Annotated in this window: 19 protein-coding genes and 1 tRNA gene; 11 read left to right on the plus strand and 9 right to left on the minus strand. The window is 72.5% G+C overall.

The genetic code is table 11. The features are described from left to right. Window positions 1-29: 29 nt before the first annotated feature. Complete coding sequence (locus K7854_RS08670) at window positions 30-680, minus strand: GntR family transcriptional regulator (protein WP_226025798.1); 651 nt, start codon at window positions 678-680, stop codon at window positions 30-32. 177 nt (window positions 681-857) lie between these two features. Here K7854_RS08670 and K7854_RS08675 point away from each other — a divergent pair, with 177 nt between their 5' ends. Both K7854_RS08675 and K7854_RS08680 read left to right on the plus strand, forming a co-directional pair. Beyond that, window positions 858-1,211 carry a cupin domain-containing protein gene (locus tag K7854_RS08675; protein WP_226025799.1) on the plus strand — a complete coding sequence of 118 codons (354 nt, stop codon included), beginning with the start codon at window positions 858-860 and terminating at the stop codon, window positions 1,209-1,211. 152 nt (window positions 1,212-1,363) lie between these two features. Then, window positions 1,364-2,527 (plus strand): Gfo/Idh/MocA family protein, encoded by a 1,164-nt coding sequence (locus K7854_RS08680; RefSeq protein WP_226025800.1) that lies wholly within the window; start codon window positions 1,364-1,366, stop codon window positions 2,525-2,527. A 13-nt stretch (window positions 2,528-2,540) separates the two neighbouring features. On the opposite strand, the gene K7854_RS08685 is transcribed toward K7854_RS08680, so the two are convergent. Further along, window positions 2,541-3,587, minus strand: a complete 1,047-nt coding sequence (locus K7854_RS08685; RefSeq protein WP_226025801.1) for a LacI family DNA-binding transcriptional regulator — start codon at window positions 3,585-3,587, stop codon at window positions 2,541-2,543. Window positions 3,588-3,747: 160 nt separating this feature from the next. On the opposite strand from K7854_RS08685, the gene K7854_RS08690 reads away from it, so the two are divergent. Beyond that, window positions 3,748-4,911 (plus strand): phytanoyl-CoA dioxygenase family protein, encoded by a 1,164-nt coding sequence (locus tag K7854_RS08690; RefSeq protein ID WP_226025802.1) that lies wholly within the window; start codon window positions 3,748-3,750, stop codon window positions 4,909-4,911. Window positions 4,912-4,979: 68 nt separating this feature from the next. After that, entirely contained in the window at window positions 4,980-5,984 is a 1,005-nt protein-coding gene (locus K7854_RS08695) for a Gfo/Idh/MocA family protein (RefSeq protein ID WP_226025803.1), read from the plus strand. Window positions 5,985-6,017: 33 nt separating this feature from the next. On the opposite strand, the gene K7854_RS08700 is transcribed toward K7854_RS08695, so the two are convergent. From K7854_RS08700 to K7854_RS08720, 5 genes are all read right to left on the minus strand, one after another. Next, entirely contained in the window at window positions 6,018-6,431 is a 414-nt protein-coding gene (locus K7854_RS08700; protein WP_226025804.1) for a VOC family protein, read from the minus strand. A 112-nt stretch (window positions 6,432-6,543) separates the two neighbouring features. Beyond that, on the minus strand, window positions 6,544-7,446 hold the full coding sequence (locus K7854_RS08705; RefSeq protein ID WP_226025805.1) for a sugar phosphate isomerase/epimerase family protein: 903 nt from the start codon (window positions 7,444-7,446) through the stop codon (window positions 6,544-6,546). A 2-nt stretch (window positions 7,447-7,448) separates the two neighbouring features. Next, window positions 7,449-8,438: an ATP-binding cassette domain-containing protein gene (locus tag K7854_RS08710; RefSeq protein WP_226025806.1), complete on the minus strand. Its 990-nt coding sequence runs from the start codon at window positions 8,436-8,438 to the stop codon at window positions 7,449-7,451. A gap of 5 nt (window positions 8,439-8,443) precedes the next feature. Then, the gene (locus tag K7854_RS08715; protein WP_226025807.1) at window positions 8,444-9,520 is read right to left on the minus strand and encodes an ABC transporter permease; all 1,077 of its coding nucleotides are present in this window, start codon (window positions 9,518-9,520) and stop codon (window positions 8,444-8,446) included. Further along, the gene (locus tag K7854_RS08720; protein WP_226025808.1) at window positions 9,520-10,542 is read right to left on the minus strand and encodes a sugar ABC transporter substrate-binding protein; all 1,023 of its coding nucleotides are present in this window, start codon (window positions 10,540-10,542) and stop codon (window positions 9,520-9,522) included. Before K7854_RS08720 ends, K7854_RS08715 begins: the two co-directional genes overlap by 1 nt. A 252-nt stretch (window positions 10,543-10,794) precedes the next feature. Here K7854_RS08720 and iolC point away from each other — a divergent pair, with 252 nt between their 5' ends. Genes iolC through K7854_RS08750 form a run of 6 tightly spaced genes read left to right on the plus strand, consistent with a single transcriptional unit; the run spans window position 10,795 to window position 16,777 of the window. Further along, a complete protein-coding gene (gene iolC, locus K7854_RS08725; protein ID WP_226025809.1) occupies window positions 10,795-11,757 on the plus strand; it encodes a 5-dehydro-2-deoxygluconokinase in 963 nt (320 codons plus the stop codon). Between the two features lie 13 nt (window positions 11,758-11,770). Further along, the gene (locus K7854_RS08730) at window positions 11,771-12,667 is read left to right on the plus strand and encodes a Cgl0159 family (beta/alpha)8-fold protein (RefSeq protein WP_226025810.1); all 897 of its coding nucleotides are present in this window, start codon (window positions 11,771-11,773) and stop codon (window positions 12,665-12,667) included. Window positions 12,668-12,701: 34 nt separating this feature from the next. Beyond that, the gene (gene iolB / locus K7854_RS08735) at window positions 12,702-13,598 is read left to right on the plus strand and encodes a 5-deoxy-glucuronate isomerase (protein ID WP_226025811.1); all 897 of its coding nucleotides are present in this window, start codon (window positions 12,702-12,704) and stop codon (window positions 13,596-13,598) included. Beyond that, window positions 13,595-15,469, plus strand: a complete 1,875-nt coding sequence (iolD, locus tag K7854_RS08740; protein WP_226025812.1) for a 3D-(3,5/4)-trihydroxycyclohexane-1,2-dione acylhydrolase (decyclizing) — start codon at window positions 13,595-13,597, stop codon at window positions 15,467-15,469. Before iolB ends, iolD begins: the two co-directional genes overlap by 4 nt. A gap of 51 nt (window positions 15,470-15,520) precedes the next feature. After that, window positions 15,521-16,306, plus strand: a complete 786-nt coding sequence (locus K7854_RS08745) for a GntR family transcriptional regulator (RefSeq protein WP_226025813.1) — start codon at window positions 15,521-15,523, stop codon at window positions 16,304-16,306. A 48-nt stretch (window positions 16,307-16,354) separates the two neighbouring features. Beyond that, window positions 16,355-16,777, plus strand: a complete 423-nt coding sequence (locus K7854_RS08750; RefSeq protein WP_226025814.1) for an ankyrin repeat domain-containing protein — start codon at window positions 16,355-16,357, stop codon at window positions 16,775-16,777. A 22-nt stretch (window positions 16,778-16,799) separates the two neighbouring features. On the opposite strand, the gene K7854_RS08755 is transcribed toward K7854_RS08750, so the two are convergent. Next, window positions 16,800-17,249: a MerR family transcriptional regulator gene (locus K7854_RS08755; protein WP_226025815.1), complete on the minus strand. Its 450-nt coding sequence runs from the start codon at window positions 17,247-17,249 to the stop codon at window positions 16,800-16,802. A gap of 27 nt (window positions 17,250-17,276) precedes the next feature. Here K7854_RS08755 and K7854_RS08760 point away from each other — a divergent pair, with 27 nt between their 5' ends. After that, window positions 17,277-18,047, plus strand: a complete 771-nt coding sequence (locus tag K7854_RS08760; RefSeq protein WP_226025816.1) for a methyltransferase domain-containing protein — start codon at window positions 17,277-17,279, stop codon at window positions 18,045-18,047. A gap of 97 nt (window positions 18,048-18,144) precedes the next feature. On the opposite strand, the gene K7854_RS08765 is transcribed toward K7854_RS08760, so the two are convergent. Further along, window positions 18,145-18,218: transfer RNA gene (locus K7854_RS08765), tRNA-Pro, on the minus strand. Between the last annotated feature and the right edge of the window lie 48 nt (window positions 18,219-18,266).

The raw sequence follows: 18,266 nt of genomic DNA on the forward strand, positions 1-18,266 counted from the left end.
GTCTCAGGCGTGTGTCTTCGGCGCGCCGGTCAGTCGCGCAGCGCCTCGATCACGCTGGTGAGGTGGGCCCGGACGGCCGCCTCGGCGGCCTGTGGGTCCCTGGCCTCGATCGCCTCGATCATGGCCAGGTGCTCGTTCAGGGATTGCTGCGGCCGCCCCGGGCGCAGCGCCAACTGGAAGCGGTGCCGCACCAGTTGGGCGTTGAGCCGTTCCAGCAGTTCCACGGCCGTCAGCTGGCCGGAGAACTCCCGGATCCGGGCGTGGAGTTCGTGGTTGAGGTCCGAGTAGGTCAGCGGTTCGCCGTCGGCCACCGCCTTGCGCATCGCCGAGCCCAGTTCCTTCAACCGGGCGACCTGCCCGTCGTCGACGGCGGCGGCGGCCTTGGCCGCGCAGAGCCCTTCGAGCACCAGGCGGCACTCGGTGATGGCGACGGCCTCCTCCACGGTCACCACCCGCACCCGTGAACCGCGGTTGCGGATGCGCTCGACGAGCCCCTGGGACTCCAGGTCGATCAGCGCGGCCCGGATACTGGCCCGGGTCACGCCGAACTGCTCGGCGAGTTCGTTCTCCACCAGCCGCTGCGCGGGTGCCATGTCGCCGCGCAGGATCGCCTGCCGCAGCTGCCCGAGCGCAAGCTGTTTGGCCTGCTCCCCGGTGCCCGGACGGGCTTGGTTCGGCATGGTTGCCCTCCCTGAGTGAGTGCCTGTCGAACGTAAATCTAGCCAAACAAGATTGTCAACAATTTTGTTCGCGCTATTCGCTCCCGCTCCGGCCGCGACGAAGTGTCCGCCCGCCGGGCCGGATGCCCCACACCCTGTCTCCCCCGGCGCCCCGCGGGGCCCGGTTAGCGTCACGGCATGACCCACAGCTTCGTTGTCCACGTCCCCGACGCCGAGCTCGAACCCGAGCCGCTCGACCCCGGCCAGATCGTGTCCGGCACCCCCGAGGTGACCGGCAAGGTGGTCTGGGAGTCGCCGGACGGCCGCCGGCTGCGCGGCGTCTGGCAGATCACCCCGGGCGTGGTCACCGACACCGAGGCGGACGAGATGTTCGTCGTGCTCAGCGGCTCGGCCACCATCGAGGTGGCGGGCGGTGCGACCCTCACGGTGGGGCCGGGCGACCTGGCCGTGCTGCGCGAGGGCGACCGTACGACCTGGACGGTGCACGAGACGCTGCGCAAGGCGTACGCGATCGACCTCGGCGGTCGCTGAGGCCGGTCCTCCCGGGTCTTCCGGCTTTGTCCTGTCAAAAGGTTGACATGATGCCGCCGCCCGCCCAGGGTGGCCACGAACGGATCACGCGGGCGGATCACGCAGGCGGATCACGCAGGACAGATCACGGACAGGTCCGAAGAGGGGCGCTCATGGTCGAGGCACTCGGTGTCGCCGTCGTCGGTTTCGGCTGGATGGGCCGGGTGCACACCCAGGCGTACGCCCGGGTCCGCCACCACTATCCGCACCTGGCACTGCGCCCGGAGCTGGTGACGGTCGCCGAGGAGGTGCCGGGGCGGGCCGAGGAGGCCGCCGCACAGTTCGGGTTCGCCTCGACGACCCGCGACTGGCGCGAGGTGGTGGCGGACCCGCGGGTGCACGCGGTCAGCATCACGGCCCCCAACTTCCTGCACCGGGAGATCGCCGTCGCGATGGCCGGGGCGGGAAAGCACATCTGGGTGGAGAAGCCGGTCGGTCTGTCCGCCGACGACGCGCGTGCGGTGGCGGACGCGGTGGCCGGAGCCGGGGTGCAGGGCGCGGTCGGCTTCAACTACCGCAACGCCCCCGCCGTGGAGACCGCCCGCGACCTGATCGCGGCCGGGGAGATCGGCACCGTCACCCATGCCCGCCTCCGCTTCTTCAGCGACTACGCGGCCCACCCGGAAGGGGCGCTGACCTGGCGCTACGAGCGGGAGCGCGGCGGCAGCGGGGTGCTCGGCGACCTGGCCTCGCACGGCGCGGACCTGGCCCGGTTCCTGCTCGGCGACATCGCGTCGCTGACCGCGGACACGGCGGTCTTCCTGCCGCAGCGGGCCCGTCCCGCCGCCGCCACCGCGGGCCACGCGCGGGCCACGGGCGGCGAGCTGGGCCCGGTCGAGAACGAGGACTACGTCAACTGCCTGCTGCGCTTCGCCTCCGGCGCCCGCGGAGTCCTGGAGGCCTGCCGGGTCTCGGTCGGCGAGCAGAACAACTACGGCTTCGAGGTGCACGGCACCAGGGGCGCGGTGTTCTGGGACTTCCGCCGCCTGAACGAACTGCGCGTCAGCCGCGGCACGGAGTACCAGGACCAGCCCGTGAGCACCGTGTACGTCGGCCCCGGGCACGGCGAGTTCGCCGCCTTCCAGCCGGGGGCCGCGAACGCCATGGGGTACGACGACCTGAAGGTGGTGGAGGCCCACCGCTTCCTGCGCTCGATCGCGGAGGGCGCCCCGTACGGCGCCACCCTGCCGGACGCCGTGCACAGCGCGGCCGTACTGGAGGCCATGGCACGGTCGGCGGAGCGCGGCACCTGGGTCAGCCCCGAGACGTCCGGGTGACGGCGGCCCCGCGTCACGGGGCCGCGGGGTCGAAGGGCGTGTCGAGGGGCATGTTGTGCGGGGTGACGACCTGGATCGGCGAGGGCCGGGCCGGACCGGCGGGCGGCAGCGCGCCGTGGGCCCGCATCACCTGGCGGCAGGCCTCGCGCAGGTCGTGGCGCAGGTCGTGATGGAGGACGACGGACAGGCGCCGCTCGCGCAGCAGCCGGGTGTTGTCCTGGTCGAGGTCGTGGGCGACGAACACCTCGCAGCGGCGGCCGAGGTCCGCGAAGGCGCGCAGGGTGGCGATGTTCCCGCCGCCCATCGAGTAGACCGCCCGGATCTCCGGGTCGCGCGCGAGCGCGGCGCGCACCAGGTCGTACTGGGTGGCGTCCAGGCCCTGCCCCTCGGCGATCTCGACCAGGGCCCGCCCGGGGTGGCGGGCCCGCATGACGCCGCGGAAGCCCATCTCGCGCTCCTCCTCGTTGCGGAAGAAGCCGCTGCTGACGCTGGTGAGGACGTTGCCGGGGCGGTCGCCGAGCCACTGGCCCATGAGGTAGGCGGCGGTGGCGCCGGCCGCCCGGTCGTCGATGCCGACGTAGGCGACCCGGGTGCTGGCGGGCAGGTCGGTGGCCAGGGTGACGACGGGGACGCCCGCAGCGGTCAGCCGGGCCACGGCGGCGGTCACCTCGGGGACGTCCGGGGCCTTGAGGATCACCCCCTGGGAGCCGCGCCGGGCGATCCGGTCCAGGGTGCCGGCCAGTTCCCCGGCCGGGCCGGTCTCGCGGAAGTGGAAGCGGCAGCGCACCACGGCGGGGTGCAGGGCGGGCAGTTCGGCCTCCAGCGCGGCCCGCACGGCCGTGGTGAAGCGCTCCGGCGCCTGCATCACGATGTCGCACATGAAGGTGCGGCCGACCAGCCGGACCTGGGTGCGCTGGCGGTCCAGGTCGGCGATGGCCCGGCGCACCTCGGACGCGGTGCTCTCGCGCACGCCGCCGCGGCCGTTGAGCACCCGGTCGACGGTGGCCTCGCTCAGGCCCGCCTGCCGGGCGATCTCCCGGATCGGGAAGGGGTGGCCCATGACCGGCTCCTCGGCTTCGTCCGGCGGCCACCCCGGCCGCGCACCCGGGGCGACGCGGCACGCTCTGAGGGGTTTTTGATGGCCGCCTGCTGGTTGTTCGACGCGTTTGTCAGGACAAGAATGACAGCACCGCGTCGCCCCTGTCAGCGAAAGGACGACGATGCCCGCAGCGCCCGTCCCCGCCCACCGCGCCCAGCTGTCCGCCCGCGACTGCGATCTCGCCGCCTTCCGCGAGCTGGTCGAGCAGCCGACCGACCCGGCCGCCTACCCGCGGGCCGCCGCCGTGACGCACGGCGTCCCCGTGTACGACGCGGGTGGACTGCGCGACGACGCGGGGACGGCGGCCGAACTCGTCCACGCCCTCGCCGACGGCCCGGGCATCGTCGTTCTCGAACACGCCTTCCCGGACCCGGCGGTGGTCGACCGGGCCACCGCGGTGTTCGAGGCGCTGATCGCCGAGCAGCGTGCCTCGGGCGTCGCCGCCGGCGACCACTTCGCCGCGCCCGGCGCCAACGACCGGGTGTGGAACGCGCTGGAGAAGGCGGCCCTGCGCGATCCGGAGGCGTTCGCCGAGTACTACGCCAACGACGCCCTGGCCCTGGTGGCCCGCGCCTGGCTCGGTCCCGGCCACCAGGTCACCTCGCAGATCAACGTGGTCAACCCGGGCGGCGCCGCCCAGACCGCGCACCGCGACTACCACCTGGGCTTCCTCTCGAACGAGGCCGCCGCCGCGTACCCGGCGCACGTGCACCGCCTCTCGCCGGTGCTCACGCTCCAGGGCGCGGTCGCGCACTGCGACATGCCGGTGGAGTCGGGGCCGACGATGTATCTGCCGCACTCCCAGAAGTACGAGCCGGGCTACCTGGCCTGGCGGCTGCCCGAGTTCCGGGCCTACTTCGAGGCACACCACGTGCAGCTGCCGCTGGCCAAGGGCGACGCGGTGTTCTTCAACCCGGCGCTGTTCCACGCGGCCGGTGCCAACCGCTCCGCGGGCATCCGCCGCATGGCCAACCTGCTGCAGATCTCCTCCGCGTTCGGCCGGGCCATGGAGAGCGTGGACCGGGAGGCGGTGGTGAACGCCGTCTACCCGGTGCTGCTGAGGCGGAAGGCCGAGGGCGCGGGCGAGCGGTGGCTGGAGCAGGTGGTCGCCGCGAGCGCGGAGGGGTACCCCTTCCCCACCAACCTCGACCGCGACCCGCCGGTCGACGGCCTGGCCCCGCCCTCCCAGGCGGACCTCGTACGGCGGGCGCTGCGCGAGGAGTGGCCACCGCGGGAGCTGCGCGCGCGGCTGCGAGCGGGCCGCGCACGACGAGAGAGCACATGACCGGGGGCGCGCGGGGCACGGGCCCCGGCACGGACACCCCGCACACCGAGCAAGGAGCAGCACAGCACATGCGTATCGGAATCCTCGGCCTCGGCCGCATCGGCGCCTTCCACGCCGAGACCCTCGCCGGACTCGACGCCGTCGACTCCCTCGTCGTCGCCGACCCGTTCGCGGACGCCACGCGGGCCGCCGCCGAGCGGTTCGGCGCCGAGGTGGCGGACTCGCCCGAGGCGGTGCTGGCCGCGGGCGTGGACGGGGTGGTGGTCGCGGCGGCGACCGACGCCCACCCGGAGCTGATCCGCGCCGCCGTGACGGCCGGTGTGCCCGTCTTCTGCGAGAAACCCGTCGCCCGCACCATGACGGAGGGCGTCGAGGTGCTCAAGGCGCTCGCGGGCCACGACGTGCCGGTGCAGATCGGCTACCAGCGCCGCTTCGACGCCGGGTTCGCCGCCGCGCGGGCCGCCGTGCGCGGCGGTGAGCTGGGCCCGCTGCACACCGTACGGGCGACCACGCTGGACCCGGCGCCGCCGCCCGCCGCGTACGTCGCCGCCTCCGGGGGCATCTTCCGGGACTGCTCGGTGCACGACTTCGACGCGATCCGCTGGGTGACCGGCCGTGAGGTGAGCGAGGTGTACGCCGTCGGCGGCAACCGCGGCGCCGACTTCATCCGGGAGGCGGGCGACGCGGACACCACCGGCGCGGTCCTCACCCTGGACGACGGCACCATCGCCGTGGTCTCCAACAGCCGCCACAACGCCCGGGGTTACGACGTCCGGATGGAGGTCCACGGCTTCGCCGACTCGATCGCCGTCGGCCTGGAGGACAGGCTGCCGCTGCGCTCGGTCGAGCCCGGCGTCACCTTCCCGGCCGGTGTCCCCCACGACTTCTTCATGGCCCGCTTCACCGCCGCCTACCGCGCCGAGCTGACCGCGTTCACCGAGGTGGTCGCCGGTGTCCGCACCTCCCCCTGCACGGTCGAGGACGCGCTGGAGGCGGGCTGGATCGCCGAGGCGTGCACCCTGTCGCTGCACGAGCACCGTCCGGTGACGCTCGCGGAGGTACGGCGCGGCTGAGCGGCGCCGGTCGCGGTCCGGCGGGCTGGTGGGTCAGCTCGCCGGCTCGCTGATGTTCACCATCCAGGGGACGCCGAACCGGTCCGTGCACATGCCGAAGACGTCGCCCCACATCTGCTTCTCCAGGGGCACGGCGACGGAACCGCCGGCGGAGAGCTTCTCCCAGTAGCCGCGCAGCTCGGCGGCGTCGTCGCCGCTGAGGCTCACCGAGAAGTTGCTGCCCGGCCGGTACTCCATCCCGGGCGGGGTGTCGGAGGCCATCAGGGTGAAGCCGCCCGGCGTCTCCAGCATGGCGTGCATGACCTTGTCGGCGTACGCGGGGTCCGGCATGCCGGACTCGCCGAAGGTGTTCAGCGCCAGCGTGCCGCCGAAGACCTGCTCGTAGAACTCCATCGCCTGGCGGGCGTCGCCGTCGAAGCTGAGGTACGGGTTGAGACGCGAGGACATGGATGCCTCCCGGAAGGGACGAGGTGTCAGTGCTGCGCACGCTAGCGCGCGGCACCGACAACGGCCCGCCGAGCGGTGCACCGGCGGGACGCACCCGCCGGCGCGGCCCGTCTCAGGCGCCGCAGGAGCGCAGGAACTTCCGGGTGCGCACCGCGATGGGCAGCGGCTTGTCCGGCTCGCAGGGGTACATGTCCTGCTCGACGATGGCGAACAGGTCCACGCCGAGGTCCTGGGCCGCCGTGAGCACCGGGCCCAGCTCCGGCACGCCGCCCGGCGGCTCGCACATCACGCCGCGCTGCACGGCCGGTCCGAACGGCACCCCGCCCTCCCGCACCCCGGCGAGGATGTCCGGGTCGACCTGCTTGAGGTGGAGGTAGCCGATGCGCTCGCCGTAGGTCTCGATCAGCTTGACGCTGTCGCCGCCGCAGTAGGCGTAGTGGCCGGTGTCGAGGCAGAGGTTCACGAGGTCGGAGTCGGTGGCGTCGAGGAAGCGCTCGACGTGCTCCTCGGTGTCGATGTGGGTGTCGGCGTGCGGGTGGACGACGATGTCCAGGCCGTAGGTGTCCCGCACCTCGCGGCCCAGGCGCTCCATGCCCCGGGTGAGGTGGGTCCACTGCTCGCCGGTCAGCTCCGGCGGCTCCAGGATCTCGGCGGTCTTGTCGTCGCGCCAGAAGGACGGGATGACGACGAGGTGCTTGGCGTCCATGGCCTGTGTCAGGGCGGCGACGCGGCTGACCTGTTCCCAGGTGGCGTCCCACTCGGAGGGGCCGCGGTGCAGTCCGCAGAAGATGGTGCCCGCGGAGACCTTGAGGCCGCGCCGGGTCACCTCGTCGGTGAGCCGGGCCGGGTCGGTGGGGAGGTAGCCGTAGGGGCCCAGCTCGATCCAGTCGTAGCCGGCCTCGGTGACCTCGTCCAGGAACCGTTCCCACGGCACCTGCCGGGGGTCGTCGGGGAACCACACGCCCCAGGAGTCGGGGGCCGAGCCGACGCGGATGCGGTCGAGGGCAGAGGGCATGCTCAGGCCTTCCCTTCGGCGGTGCCGGATGCGGTGCTGTTGGATGCCGCGGTGCCGGACTCCACGGCGCCCGTCCTGTCGGCAGTATCGGGTGCGGCGGGCTTCGCCGCATCGCCCGCGGCGTCGGGCAGCGCCGCCACGTCCACCCCGCCGACCTGCGCCAGTTCGTGCTTGAGGGCGGCGAGTTCGGCGCCGCCTGCCATGTGGTTGGTGAGCGCTTCGAGGGTGATGTCGGCACGGGCGGCGCTCAGTTCGAGGGTGCCCAGGCGCAGCACGCTGAAGTGGTCGCCGACCATGTAGGCGTGGTGGGGGTTGTGGGTGATGAAGATGACGCCGAGGCCGCGCTCGCGGGCGGCGGCGATGTACTTGAGGACGACGCCGGACTGCTTGACGCCGAGCGCGGCGGTGGGTTCGTCGAGGATGAGGACGCGGGCGCCGAAGTAGACGGCGCGGGCGATGGCGACGCACTGGCGCTGGCCGCCGGAGAGGGTGCCGATGGGCTGTTCGAGGTCGTCCAGGACGATGCCCATGTTGCGCAGTTCCTCGTCGGCGGTCCGCTTCATGCGGTCGATGTCGAGGCGGCGCACGGGCCAGGGGCCCTTGGTCATCTCGGAGCCGAGGAAGAAGTTGCGCCACACCGGCATCAGCGGGACGGTCGCGAGGTCCTGGTAGACGGTGGCGATGCCGCGGGCCAGCGCGTCGCGCGGGGTGGCGAAGCGCACGGCCTCGCCGTCGACGAGGAACTCCCCCTCGGTGTGCTGGTGCAGCCCGGAGATGATCTTGATCAGGGTGGACTTGCCGGCGCCGTTGTCGCCGAGCACGCAGGTCACCCTGCCGGGGTGGACGGTGAGGTCGACTCCGTGCAGGGCGCGGATGTTGCCGTAGGACTTGCCGGCGCGGCGCAGTTCGACGAGCGGGCGGTCCTGTTCGGGTGCGGGGTCGGCCAGGACGGCGCCGTGGCTGCCGGGGGCTGCGGGGGTCTTGCTGGTCATGCCGATCACCTCCGGGTCGCGGCACGGCGGACGTACAGGTTGATGAGGACGGCGCCGAGGAGCATCACGCCGAGGAAGGCCTTGAACCAGTCGGGGTTCCAGCCCGCGAAGACGATGCCCTGGTTCACCATGCCGAACATGAAGGCGCCGAAGACGGGGCCGATCGCGGAGCCGTAGCCGCCGGTGAGCAGGCAGCCGCCGATGACCGCCGCCGCGATGTAGATCAGCTCCTGGCCGACGCCCTCACCCGACTGCACGGTGTTGAAGGAGAACAGCTGGTGCATGCCGACGAACCAGGCGCCGAAGCCGACCAGCATGAACAGAGTGATCTTGGTGAAGGTGACCGGCACGCCGACCGCGCGGGCGGACTCCTGGCTGCCGCCGACGGCGAAGATCCAGTTGCCGTACTTGGTGCGCAGCAGCACCCAGGTGGCCAGGGCCGCGAAGACCAGCCACCACACCACCGTGATCTTCACCTCGACGCCGCCGACGTCGAAGGACGAGGCGAACACCGCCTTTGCCTGGTCGAAGCCGTCCATGTCGCTGATGTCGTCGGTGGCGACGTTGCCGGTGACGAGCTTGGTGACGGCGAGGTTGACGCCCTGGAGGACCAGGAAGGTGGCCAGCGTCACCAGGAAGCTCGGCAGGCCGGTCTTCACCAGCACCCAGCCGTTGAAGGCGCCGACGGCCAGCGAGGCGACGAGGGCGACGATCACGCCCATCCAGACGTTCATGGTGAGCTGGTAGCTGAGCATGCCTGCGGTGAGCGCCGAGGTGACCACGGCGACACCGGCCGACAGGTCGAACTCGCCGCCGATCATCAGCAGGGCGACGGGCAGCGCCATGATGCCGATGGTGGACGACTGGTAGAGCACCGTCGCCATGGAGCCGCCGTCGCGGAGCGTGGGCGCGGCGATCAGGAAGAAGACGAACACGGCGACGGCGCCGAGGAAGACGCCGACCTCGGGCCGGGCGAGCACCCGCAGCGCCACGGAGCGCTCCCGGGTGCGTCCGTCGGTCTGCTGGGGGCCGGGGGCCGGCGGTGTGGTCACCGCCGGCTCAGCCTGCCTGGCCGTGCTCATCACCGGGTGCCCTTCGAGGCGAACTCGGCGACGGCCTTGACGTTGGTCTTGTCGACGAAGGCCGGGCCGGTCAGCACCGGCTGCTCACCGCCGCCGCTGTAGTTGCCGTTGTTCTTGTACAGCCACAGTCCGTCGACCGCGAGGTAGCCCTGGAGGTAGGGCTGCTGGTCGACGGCGAACTCGATGTCGCCCTTCTCGATGGCGCCGGTCAGTTCCTTGTTGAGGTCGAAGGTGGCGACCTCGGCCTTGCTGCCGGACTCGTCCACCGACTGCACGGCGGTCATGGCGAAGGGGGCGCCGAGCGTGATCAGGTGGTCGATGTCGCCGTCCTGCTTGAGCTTGGCGGTGATGGTGGACTTCACCGAGGGCATGTCGGTGCCGTTGACGTAGAGGTTCTCGATGGACCCCTCGAAGGTCTTCTTCACGCCGTCGCAGCGCTGGGTCAGGCCGACGTTGCCCTGCTCGTGGATGACGCAGACGGCTTTCTTGGCCCCGTCCTCGTTGAGCCGCTTGCCGAGCGCCTCGCCGGCCACGCTCTCGTCCTGGCCGAAGAACTCCATCAGGCCGAGCTTCTTCCAGTCCGCCAGACCGGAGTTGAGCCCGACCACGGGTATGCCGGCCTTCTCCGCCTTGTCGAGGACGCTGCGCAGGGCGTCCGGCTTGGCGAGGGTGACGGCGATGCCGTCGACCTTCTGGTCGATCGCGTTCTGCACCAGGTTGGCCTGGTTGCCCGCGTTCGGGTCGGCGGAGTAGACGAGCTTGACGTTGTCCTTGTCGGCGGCGGCCTGGGCGCCCTTGCGGACGATGTCCCAGAAGGTGTCGCCGGGGGCCTGGTGGGTGACCAGGGCGACCGTCATGCGGGGGGTGTTCGCCTTGCCCGCGGAGGCGCCCGAGTCGCTCTCCTCGTCGGCCTTCTTCCCGCCCGAGCTGCTCGAGCAGCCGGCGAGGGTCAGGGCCGCGGCGGCGGCGAGGGCCACGGCAGGGGCGAATCTGCGGGAGCGGGCGTGCGAAGAGCGGTCCATCTTTTCCTGCACCTCACTGTGCGACTGTGCTACGGGAGAGCCGTGTGCCAGACCCGAGTGCCAGACCCGAGAAGGATGGCTGTTGCTGCGCTGGGACCGGATACAAGTCCTTGAGACGCCCACTGTCAATACTTTGTCAAGACATCATTTCACTCACAGGTCCGAATGTAAGTACAAAGTATTGACAGCGTCGTCCAGGAGTCATACACCTGGGAGGCGGCAGGCCCCCGCCCAGCCCGAGGAGCGTCGCACATGGCCGAGTCAGTCCCGCGTTTCGATCTGATCACGATGGGCCGCATCGGGGTCGATCTCTATCCCTTGCAGACGGGCGTGCCCCTGGCGGAGGTTGAGACCTTCGGCAAGTTTCTCGGCGGTTCGGCCGCCAACGTGGCGGTCGCCGCCGCCCGGCTCGGCCGCGCCGCGGCCGTGATCACCCGCACCGGCGACGACCCCTTCGGCGGCTATCTGCACGGCGCGCTGAAGGAGTTCAGCGTCGACGACCGCTGGGTCACCCCGGTCGCCGCGTACCCGACCCCGGTGACCTTCTGCGAGATCTTCCCGCCGGACGACTTCCCGCTGTACTTCTACCGCCGCCCCAAGGCCCCGGACCTGGAGATCCGCCCCGAGGAGCTGGACCTGGACGCGATCCGCGCGGCCTCGATCTTCTGGATGACCGGCACCGGACTGAGCGAGGAACCGAGCCGCACGGCGACCCTGGCCGCGCTCGCCCACCGCGCCAAGTCCGGCACCACGGTCTTCGACCTGGACTGGCGCCCCATGTTCTGGACCGACCCGGACCAGGCCCGCCCGTACTACGCCGAGGCGCTCGGGCACGCGACCGTCGCGGTCGGCAACCTGGACGAGTGCGAGATCGCCACGGGCGTGCGCGAACCCCGCGCCTGCGCCGAGGCACTGCTCGCGGCCGGCGTGGAGCTGGCCGTGGTCAAGCAGGGCCCCAAAGGCGTCCTCGCCGTGCACCGCGACGGCCGCTCGGCCGAGGTGCCGCCGGTCCCGGTCGAGGTGGTCAACGGCCTCGGCGCGGGTGACGCGTTCGGCGGCTGTCTGTGCCACGGTCTGCTCTCCGGCTGGGAGCTGGAGCGGATCATGCGGTACGCCAACGCGGCCGGCGCCCTCGTCGCCTCCCGTCTCGCCTGTTCCTCCGCGATGCCCACCGAGGCGGAGGTCGACGACCTCCTCGCGCGAGCCACTCCCTGAACGGAGCAAAGCATTGTCCCGCAGCATCTCCAGCATCCCGGACCTCACCGCGATCCGCGCCCGGCACCCGGAGGCGATCGCCGAGGCCGCGGCCCGCCGGGTACGCCGCCCGCTGATCGGCGACTCCGGCCGCCTGATGATCGTGGCCGCCGACCACCCGGCGCGCGGCGCGCTCGGCGTCGGTGACCGCGGGCTCGCCATGGCCAACCGGGCCGACCTGCTGGAACGCCTGTGCACCGCGCTGTCCCGGCCCGGCGTCGACGGGGTGCTCGCCACCGCGGACGTGCTGGAGGACCTGCTGCTGCTCGGGGTGCTGGAGAACAAGGTCGTCATGGGGTCGATGAACCGCGGCGGCCTCGCGGGCGCCGCCTTCGAGATGGACGACCGCTTCACCGGCCACCGCGCCGAGGACATCGCCCGGCTGCGCTTCGACGCGGGCAAGCTGCTGCTGCGCATCGACTACGACGACCCCGGCTCGCTGGCCACCCTGGAGGCCGGCGCCCGCGCGGTCGACGCCATGGCGGCCCGCGAACTGCCGGTGTTCGTGGAGCCGTTCATCTCCCGCCGGATCGACGGCCGGGTCCGCAACGACCTGTCGGCGGCCGCCGTCACCCGCTCCATCGCCATCGCCTCGGGCCTCGGCGGCACCTCCGCCTACACCTGGCTGAAACTGCCCGTCACCCAGGACCCCGACGACATGGCCGAGGTCCTGGAGACCTCCACGCTGCCCGCGGTCCTGCTCGGCGGCGACATAGGCGGCTCCCCGGCGGACCAGACCGCGGCCTACGAACGCTGGCGCAAGGCACTGAGGCTGCCCACCGTGCAGGGCATGGTCGTCGGCCGCTCGCTGCTCTACCCGGCCGGGGGCAGTGTGGAAGAGGCGGTGGACACGGCCGTCGGACTGCTGTGACCCGGGAGAGCCAGGAGAGGCGGAGGAGCGGACGATGACGTATCACCTTCCCGCGGGCAAGGCCGCGGCGGACGGCCCGTACGCCGTGGACGTGACGCCCGGGAGCGCGGGCTGGGACCACAGCAGCCTGCGCGTCGTGCACCTGCCCCCCGGCGGCAGCCACACCTTCGACAGCGGCGAGAGCGAGTGGATCGTCCTGCCGCTGAGCGGCGGCTGCACGGTCGCGACCGCCGACGACTCCGGCCGGGACACCTTCGAACTGACCGGCCGGAAGAGCGTGTTCACCGGCGTCACCGACTTCGCGTACGTGCCGCGGGACGCCCGCACCACCCTGACGTCCCCCGGCGGCGGCCGGTTCGCCCTCACCGGCGCCCGCTGCACCCGCCGGCTGCCCGCCCGCTATGGACCGGCGTCCTCGGTGCCGGTGGAGCTGCGCGGCACCGGGAACTGCTCGCGGCAGGTCAACAACTTCGGCGCGGCAGGAGTGTTCGAGTGCGACAAGCTGATCGCGGTCGAGGTGCTCACCCCGGGCGGCAACTGGTCCTCCTTCCCGCCGCACAAGCACGACGAGCACCGCCCCGGCGAGGAGTCGGTGCTGGAGGAGATCTACTACTTCGAGTTCGCGGACCACGACGGCACCCCGGGCCTGGGCTACCAGCGCGTCTCCCCCTCCGGGCGGGGACGGGGCACGGACCTGCTCGCCGAGGTGCGCGACGGGGACGTCGTACTGATCCCCGACGGCTGGCACGGACCGTCGATGGCGGTCCCCGGCCACCACATGTACTACCTCAACGTCATGGCGGGGCCGGAGCCCGAGCGCGCCTGGCTGATCTGCGACCATCCCGACCACGCCTGGATCCGCGACACCTGGCCCCAGCAGCCGGTCGACCCCCGGCTCCCCCTCTACACCGCACCGGAGAGGTCCGCATGAGCGCCGCCGCCACCCGCCGACTGACCACCGCCCAGGCCCTGGTGCGCTTCCTGGCCGCGCAGTACACCGAACGCGACGGCGTGCGACGCCGTCTGATCGCCGGCACCTGGGGCATCTTCGGCCACGGCAACGTGGCCGGCCTCGGCCAGGCACTCGTCGAGTACCGCAAGGCGATGCCGTACCACCAGGGCCGCAACGAACAGGCCATGGTGCACGCGGCCGTCGGCCACGCCCGGCAGCTGAACCGCCTGTCCGCACAGGCGGTGACGACCTCCATCGGCCCCGGCGCCACCAACCTGGTCACCGGTGCCGCCCTCGCCACCATCAACCGGCTGCCGGTCCTGCTGCTGCCCGGCGACTACTTCGCCTCGCACGCCGCCGACCCGCTGCTCCAGCAGCTGGAGCACCCGGTCGAGGCCGACGTGTCGGTCAACGACGCCCTGCGGCCCGTGTCCCGGTACTTCGACCGGATCACCCGCCCCGAGGCGCTCCTCGCCTCCGCGCTCCAGGCGATGCGCGTGCTCAGCGACCCGGCGGAGACCGGCGCGGTCACCCTGGCGCTGCCGCAGGACGTGCAGGCCGAGGCGTACGACTGGCCGGAGGAGTTCTTCGCCGACCGTGTGTGGCGGGTGCGTCGTCCGGCGCCCGACCCGGCGGAGCTGGCCGAGGCCGTGCGGGCGATCCGCGCCGCCGCACGCCCGCTGATCGTCGCGGGCGGCGGCGTCCACCACAGCGAGGCCGAACCGGCCCTGAAGGCACTGGTGGACGCCACCGGCATCCCGGTCGCCTCCACCCAGGCCGGCAAGGGCGCGCTGCGCCACGACCACCCGGCGGACCTCGGCGGCATCGGCCACACCGGCACCGCGGTGAGCGACGAACTCGCCCGCACCTCGGACCTGGTGATCGGCGTCGGCACCCGCTACTCGGACTTCACCACCGCCTCCGGCACCCTCTTCCAGCACCCCGCCGTGCGCTTCCTGAACCTCAACATCACCGCCTTCGACGCCCACAAGCTCGCCGCCGCGACCCTGGTGTGCGACGCGCGGTCGGGGCTCACGGCGCTGACGGAGGCGCTGGCCGGGCACCGGGTGGATGCGGCGTACGAGACGGAGTACCGCACCGGGAAGGCCCGTTGGGACGAGACGGTCGCGGCGGCCTTCCGCGCCGACGACGACAGCGCGGTGCCCACCCAGACGCAGGTGCTGGGCGCGCTGGACGCGGTCGTCGGCGACGAGGACGTGGTGATCAACGCCGCCGGTTCGCTCCCCGGTGACCTGCACAAGCTGTGGCGGGCCCGCTCCCCGCGCCAGTACCACCTGGAGTACGGCTACTCCTGCATGGGCTACGAGATCCCGGCCGCGCTCGGTGTCCAGCAGGCCGCGCCCGACGTCCCCGTGTGGGCGCTGGTCGGCGACGGCACGTACCTGATGAACCCGACGGAGATCGTCACAGCCGTGCAGGAGAACCTGCCGGTCAAGCTGGTCCTGGTGCAGAACCACGGATACGCGTCCATCGGCGGCCTGTCCGAGTCGGTGGGCGCCGAGCGCTTCGGCACCGACTACCGCCACCGCGTCGCCGACGGCTCCTTCACCGGCGCCCCGCTCCCCGTCGACCTCGCCGCCAACGCGGCCAGCCTGGGCATGGACGTGCTGCGCGCCAAGACGGTGCGGGAGCTGCGCGAGGCGCTCGCGACGGCCCGCGCGGCCACCCGGCCCACCTGCGTGTACGTCGAGACGGCGCCCGCGTCGGACGCCCTCCCGGCCGAGGCGTGGTGGGACGTGCCGGTGGCCGAGGTGTCGGCCCGCGCGGCCGCCACGGACGCGCGGGCGGTCTACGAGCGCGCGGTCGCCGACCGCCGCCGCCACCTCTGACACCTCCGGCTCCCCCACCGGCCCAGTCCCCTACGCAAGGGAGGTACGTCCATGGCGAAGACCGGCGACCCCGCACGTGCCGTGACCGCCCCCGCGACCGGAACCCTGGACTTCGCCCTGGACCGGAGCAGTCCGGTGCCGCTCTACTACCAGCTGGCCCGGCAGTTGGAGGCGGCGATAGAACACGGCGCCCTCGCGCCCGGGAACCTGCTGGGCAACGAGGTCGACCTCTCCGTCCGCCTCGGCCTGTCCCGGCCGACCGTCCGGCAGGCCATCCAGTCCCTGGTCGACAAGGGGCTGCTGGTGCGGCGGCGCGGGGTCGGCACCCAGGTGGTGCACAGTCAGGTCAGGCGCCCGCTGGAGCTGAGCAGTCTCTACGACGACCTGGCGGCGGCCGGTCAGAACCCCGGCACCCGGGTGGTGCGCAACGAGGGCGTCCCGGCCACCGCCGAGGTCGCGGCGGCCCTCGGCGTCGTGGAGGGCACCGAGGTCACCGTCCTGGAGCGGCTGCGCCTCACCCACGGGCAGCCGGTGGCGATGCTGTGCAACCACCTTCCGGCGGGCCTGCTGGAACTCGACGACGCCCGGCTGGAGTCCACCGGCCTGTACCGGATGATGCGCTCCTCGGGCATCACCCTGCACAGCGCCCGGCAGACCGTCGGCGCCCGCACCGCCTCACGCGAGGAGGCCGAGCGCCTCGGCGAACGGGAGGGCGCCGCACTGCTCACCATGCGGCGCATCGCGTACGACGACACCGGCCGGCCGGTCGAGTACGGGACGCACGTCTACCGCGCGTCCCGGTACGCGTTCGACTTCCAACTGCTGGTCAGGAACTGACCGGACCCGTCTGCGCCGCGCGCCGGGCAGTGAGTAGTGTCGGCTCGCGTGAACAGGCGAAAGCACAAGAAACTGTCCCGGCGCCTCGTCGACGCCGCGCTCGTCGGTGACCTGGCCCGGGTCCGGGCCGCCCTGCGGGACGGAGCGCCGGCCGAGACGGCGGACACCGCGCGGACCACCCCGCTGTACCTCGCGTCCGTGAACGGGAACACCGAGATCGTCCGCGTCCTGCTGGCGGCCGGCGCACGGCCCGACACGGAGAGCGGGATCGGCTCGGAGGGCACTCCCCTGTGCGGGGCGGCCTGCTGGGGCCACACGGAGACCGTCCGCGCCCTCCTGGAACACGGCGCCGACCCGAACCTGCGCGAGGACCACGGCACCGGCTGGGCACCACTGGACTGGGCGTCGAAGGGACCGTACCCGGAGACGATGGACCTGCTCGTCACCGCGGGGGCACGACCGCGCGCCTGACCGCCGCCACGAGACGTCCTGGTCAGTGTGTCGGCTTCACCGGTTCTCCGGCCGGGCTTCGGGGGCCGACCCGCTCGGCGATGAGCCGACGGTAGTTCGGACACCGGGTGACGTCCTCGTAGCTGCAGTTCAGGCCGCCCTCGATCAGCTCCAACGAGGCCTGGGCCGCCGCGATGCGCGACCGGAGCTCTTCGGCCGCGGGACGCAGGATCCCGTGCCGGGCGGTGCGGCCGGTGCTCGCGGACAGGCTCCTGATCGTGTTCAGGCCGAGGCCGGCCTCTTTCAGGACGAGGATCGTCGCCACGCGGGTGAGGTCGTCCGCGCCGTAGCGGCGCCGCCCCCCGGCGTCCCGTCCGGGGTGCAGCAGACCCATCGTCTCCCAGTGGCGCAGCACGTGCGTGGCCAGTCCGAACCGTGCCGCGAGGGCCCCGATGCCCAAGGTGCCGGTGCCGCCGTCTTCGCTTGACTTCATGCCGACATTAAGTCGCAGCATGCGTCCATGTCCAAGAGCCAGGAAGCGGTGGGAGAACACCGCGACACAGAAGCCCTGCTGGCCGCTCTCGACGCTGCGGACCGGATGCCGAGCGCCACTCGGCTGCGGGCCCGCTCCTACGAACTGCTCTCCCTCGTACCGGGCTCGACCGTCGTGGACGTCGGCTGCGGCGCCGGGCGAGCCGTCGCCGAGCTGGCCGGACGCGGCGTCCACGCGGTGGGCGTGGACCCCAGCCCGTGGATGCTGACGGCGGCCCGGGAACGGTGGCAGGAGGGCGAGTTCCGGGAGGCGGGGGCGGAGGATCTGCCGTTCGCCGACGGCAGCGTGCGCGGGTACCGCGCCGACAAGGTCTTCCACGTCCTTCAGGAGCCGCAGCGCGCGGTGGCGGAGGCACGCCGGGTCCTGTGCCCGGGCGGCAGGATCGTCCTGGTCGGTCAGGACTGGGACGCCATCATGATCGACTCGGACGACGCGGCGCTCACCCGCACCATCGTGCACGCCCGCGCCGACCTCCTGGACACGCCCCGCGCCGGCCGCCAGTACCGCGGCCTGCTCCTGGCCGGCGGCTTCGACGACGTCACGGTGGAGGTGCACACCAGCGTGTTCACCGACCCCGCGATGCTGTCGCTGCTCGTGAGGCTCGCCGAACCGGCCTGCGCCGCCGGCGCCGTCGGCCGCGACCGGGCTGACGAGTGGCTCGCCGAGCAGCGCCGACGCGCCGAGGCCGGCCGCCTCCTGGTCGCCGTTCCGTTCTTCGTCGCCGCCGCTTCCGCGTGAGACGTCGCATCAGTCGGTCAGCCTGACCCGGACACCCGTGAGCCGGACACACAGGGAGAGGGGCCCCGAAGGACCCCTCTCATCTGCTTCTTCACCGTCGGGACGACAGGATTTGAACCTGCGACCCCTTGACCCCCAGTCAAGTGCGCTACCAAGCTGCGCCACGTCCCGGTGCCGTCACGCACGGTGAACCGCGCGATCACGCGGACAGCACTTTAC

This window comes from Streptomyces hyderabadensis (genome assembly GCF_020404845.1).
GTDB lineage: Bacteria > Actinomycetota > Actinomycetes > Streptomycetales > Streptomycetaceae > Streptomyces > Streptomyces hyderabadensis.

Coding starts and splice junctions, on each gene's coding strand:
- K7854_RS08670 (WP_226025798.1), bottom strand. CDS start 680: ATGCCGAACCAAGCCCGTCCGGGCACCGGGGAGCAGGCCAAACAGCTT.
- K7854_RS08675 (WP_226025799.1), top strand. CDS start 858: ATGACCCACAGCTTCGTTGTCCACGTCCCCGACGCCGAGCTCGAACCC.
- K7854_RS08680 (WP_226025800.1), top strand. CDS start 1,364: ATGGTCGAGGCACTCGGTGTCGCCGTCGTCGGTTTCGGCTGGATGGGC.
- K7854_RS08685 (WP_226025801.1), bottom strand. CDS start 3,587: ATGGGCCACCCCTTCCCGATCCGGGAGATCGCCCGGCAGGCGGGCCTG.
- K7854_RS08690 (WP_226025802.1), top strand. CDS start 3,748: ATGCCCGCAGCGCCCGTCCCCGCCCACCGCGCCCAGCTGTCCGCCCGC.
- K7854_RS08695 (WP_226025803.1), top strand. CDS start 4,980: ATGCGTATCGGAATCCTCGGCCTCGGCCGCATCGGCGCCTTCCACGCC.
- K7854_RS08700 (WP_226025804.1), bottom strand. CDS start 6,431: ATGTCCTCGCGTCTCAACCCGTACCTCAGCTTCGACGGCGACGCCCGC.
- K7854_RS08705 (WP_226025805.1), bottom strand. CDS start 7,446: ATGCCCTCTGCCCTCGACCGCATCCGCGTCGGCTCGGCCCCCGACTCC.
- K7854_RS08710 (WP_226025806.1), bottom strand. CDS start 8,438: ATGACCAGCAAGACCCCCGCAGCCCCCGGCAGCCACGGCGCCGTCCTG.
- K7854_RS08715 (WP_226025807.1), bottom strand. CDS start 9,520: ATGAGCACGGCCAGGCAGGCTGAGCCGGCGGTGACCACACCGCCGGCC.
- K7854_RS08720 (WP_226025808.1), bottom strand. CDS start 10,542: ATGGACCGCTCTTCGCACGCCCGCTCCCGCAGATTCGCCCCTGCCGTG.
- iolC (WP_226025809.1), top strand. CDS start 10,795: ATGGCCGAGTCAGTCCCGCGTTTCGATCTGATCACGATGGGCCGCATC.
- iolB (WP_226025811.1), top strand. CDS start 12,702: ATGACGTATCACCTTCCCGCGGGCAAGGCCGCGGCGGACGGCCCGTAC.
- iolD (WP_226025812.1), top strand. CDS start 13,595: ATGAGCGCCGCCGCCACCCGCCGACTGACCACCGCCCAGGCCCTGGTG.
- K7854_RS08745 (WP_226025813.1), top strand. CDS start 15,521: ATGGCGAAGACCGGCGACCCCGCACGTGCCGTGACCGCCCCCGCGACC.
- K7854_RS08755 (WP_226025815.1), bottom strand. CDS start 17,249: ATGAAGTCAAGCGAAGACGGCGGCACCGGCACCTTGGGCATCGGGGCC.
- K7854_RS08760 (WP_226025816.1), top strand. CDS start 17,277: ATGTCCAAGAGCCAGGAAGCGGTGGGAGAACACCGCGACACAGAAGCC.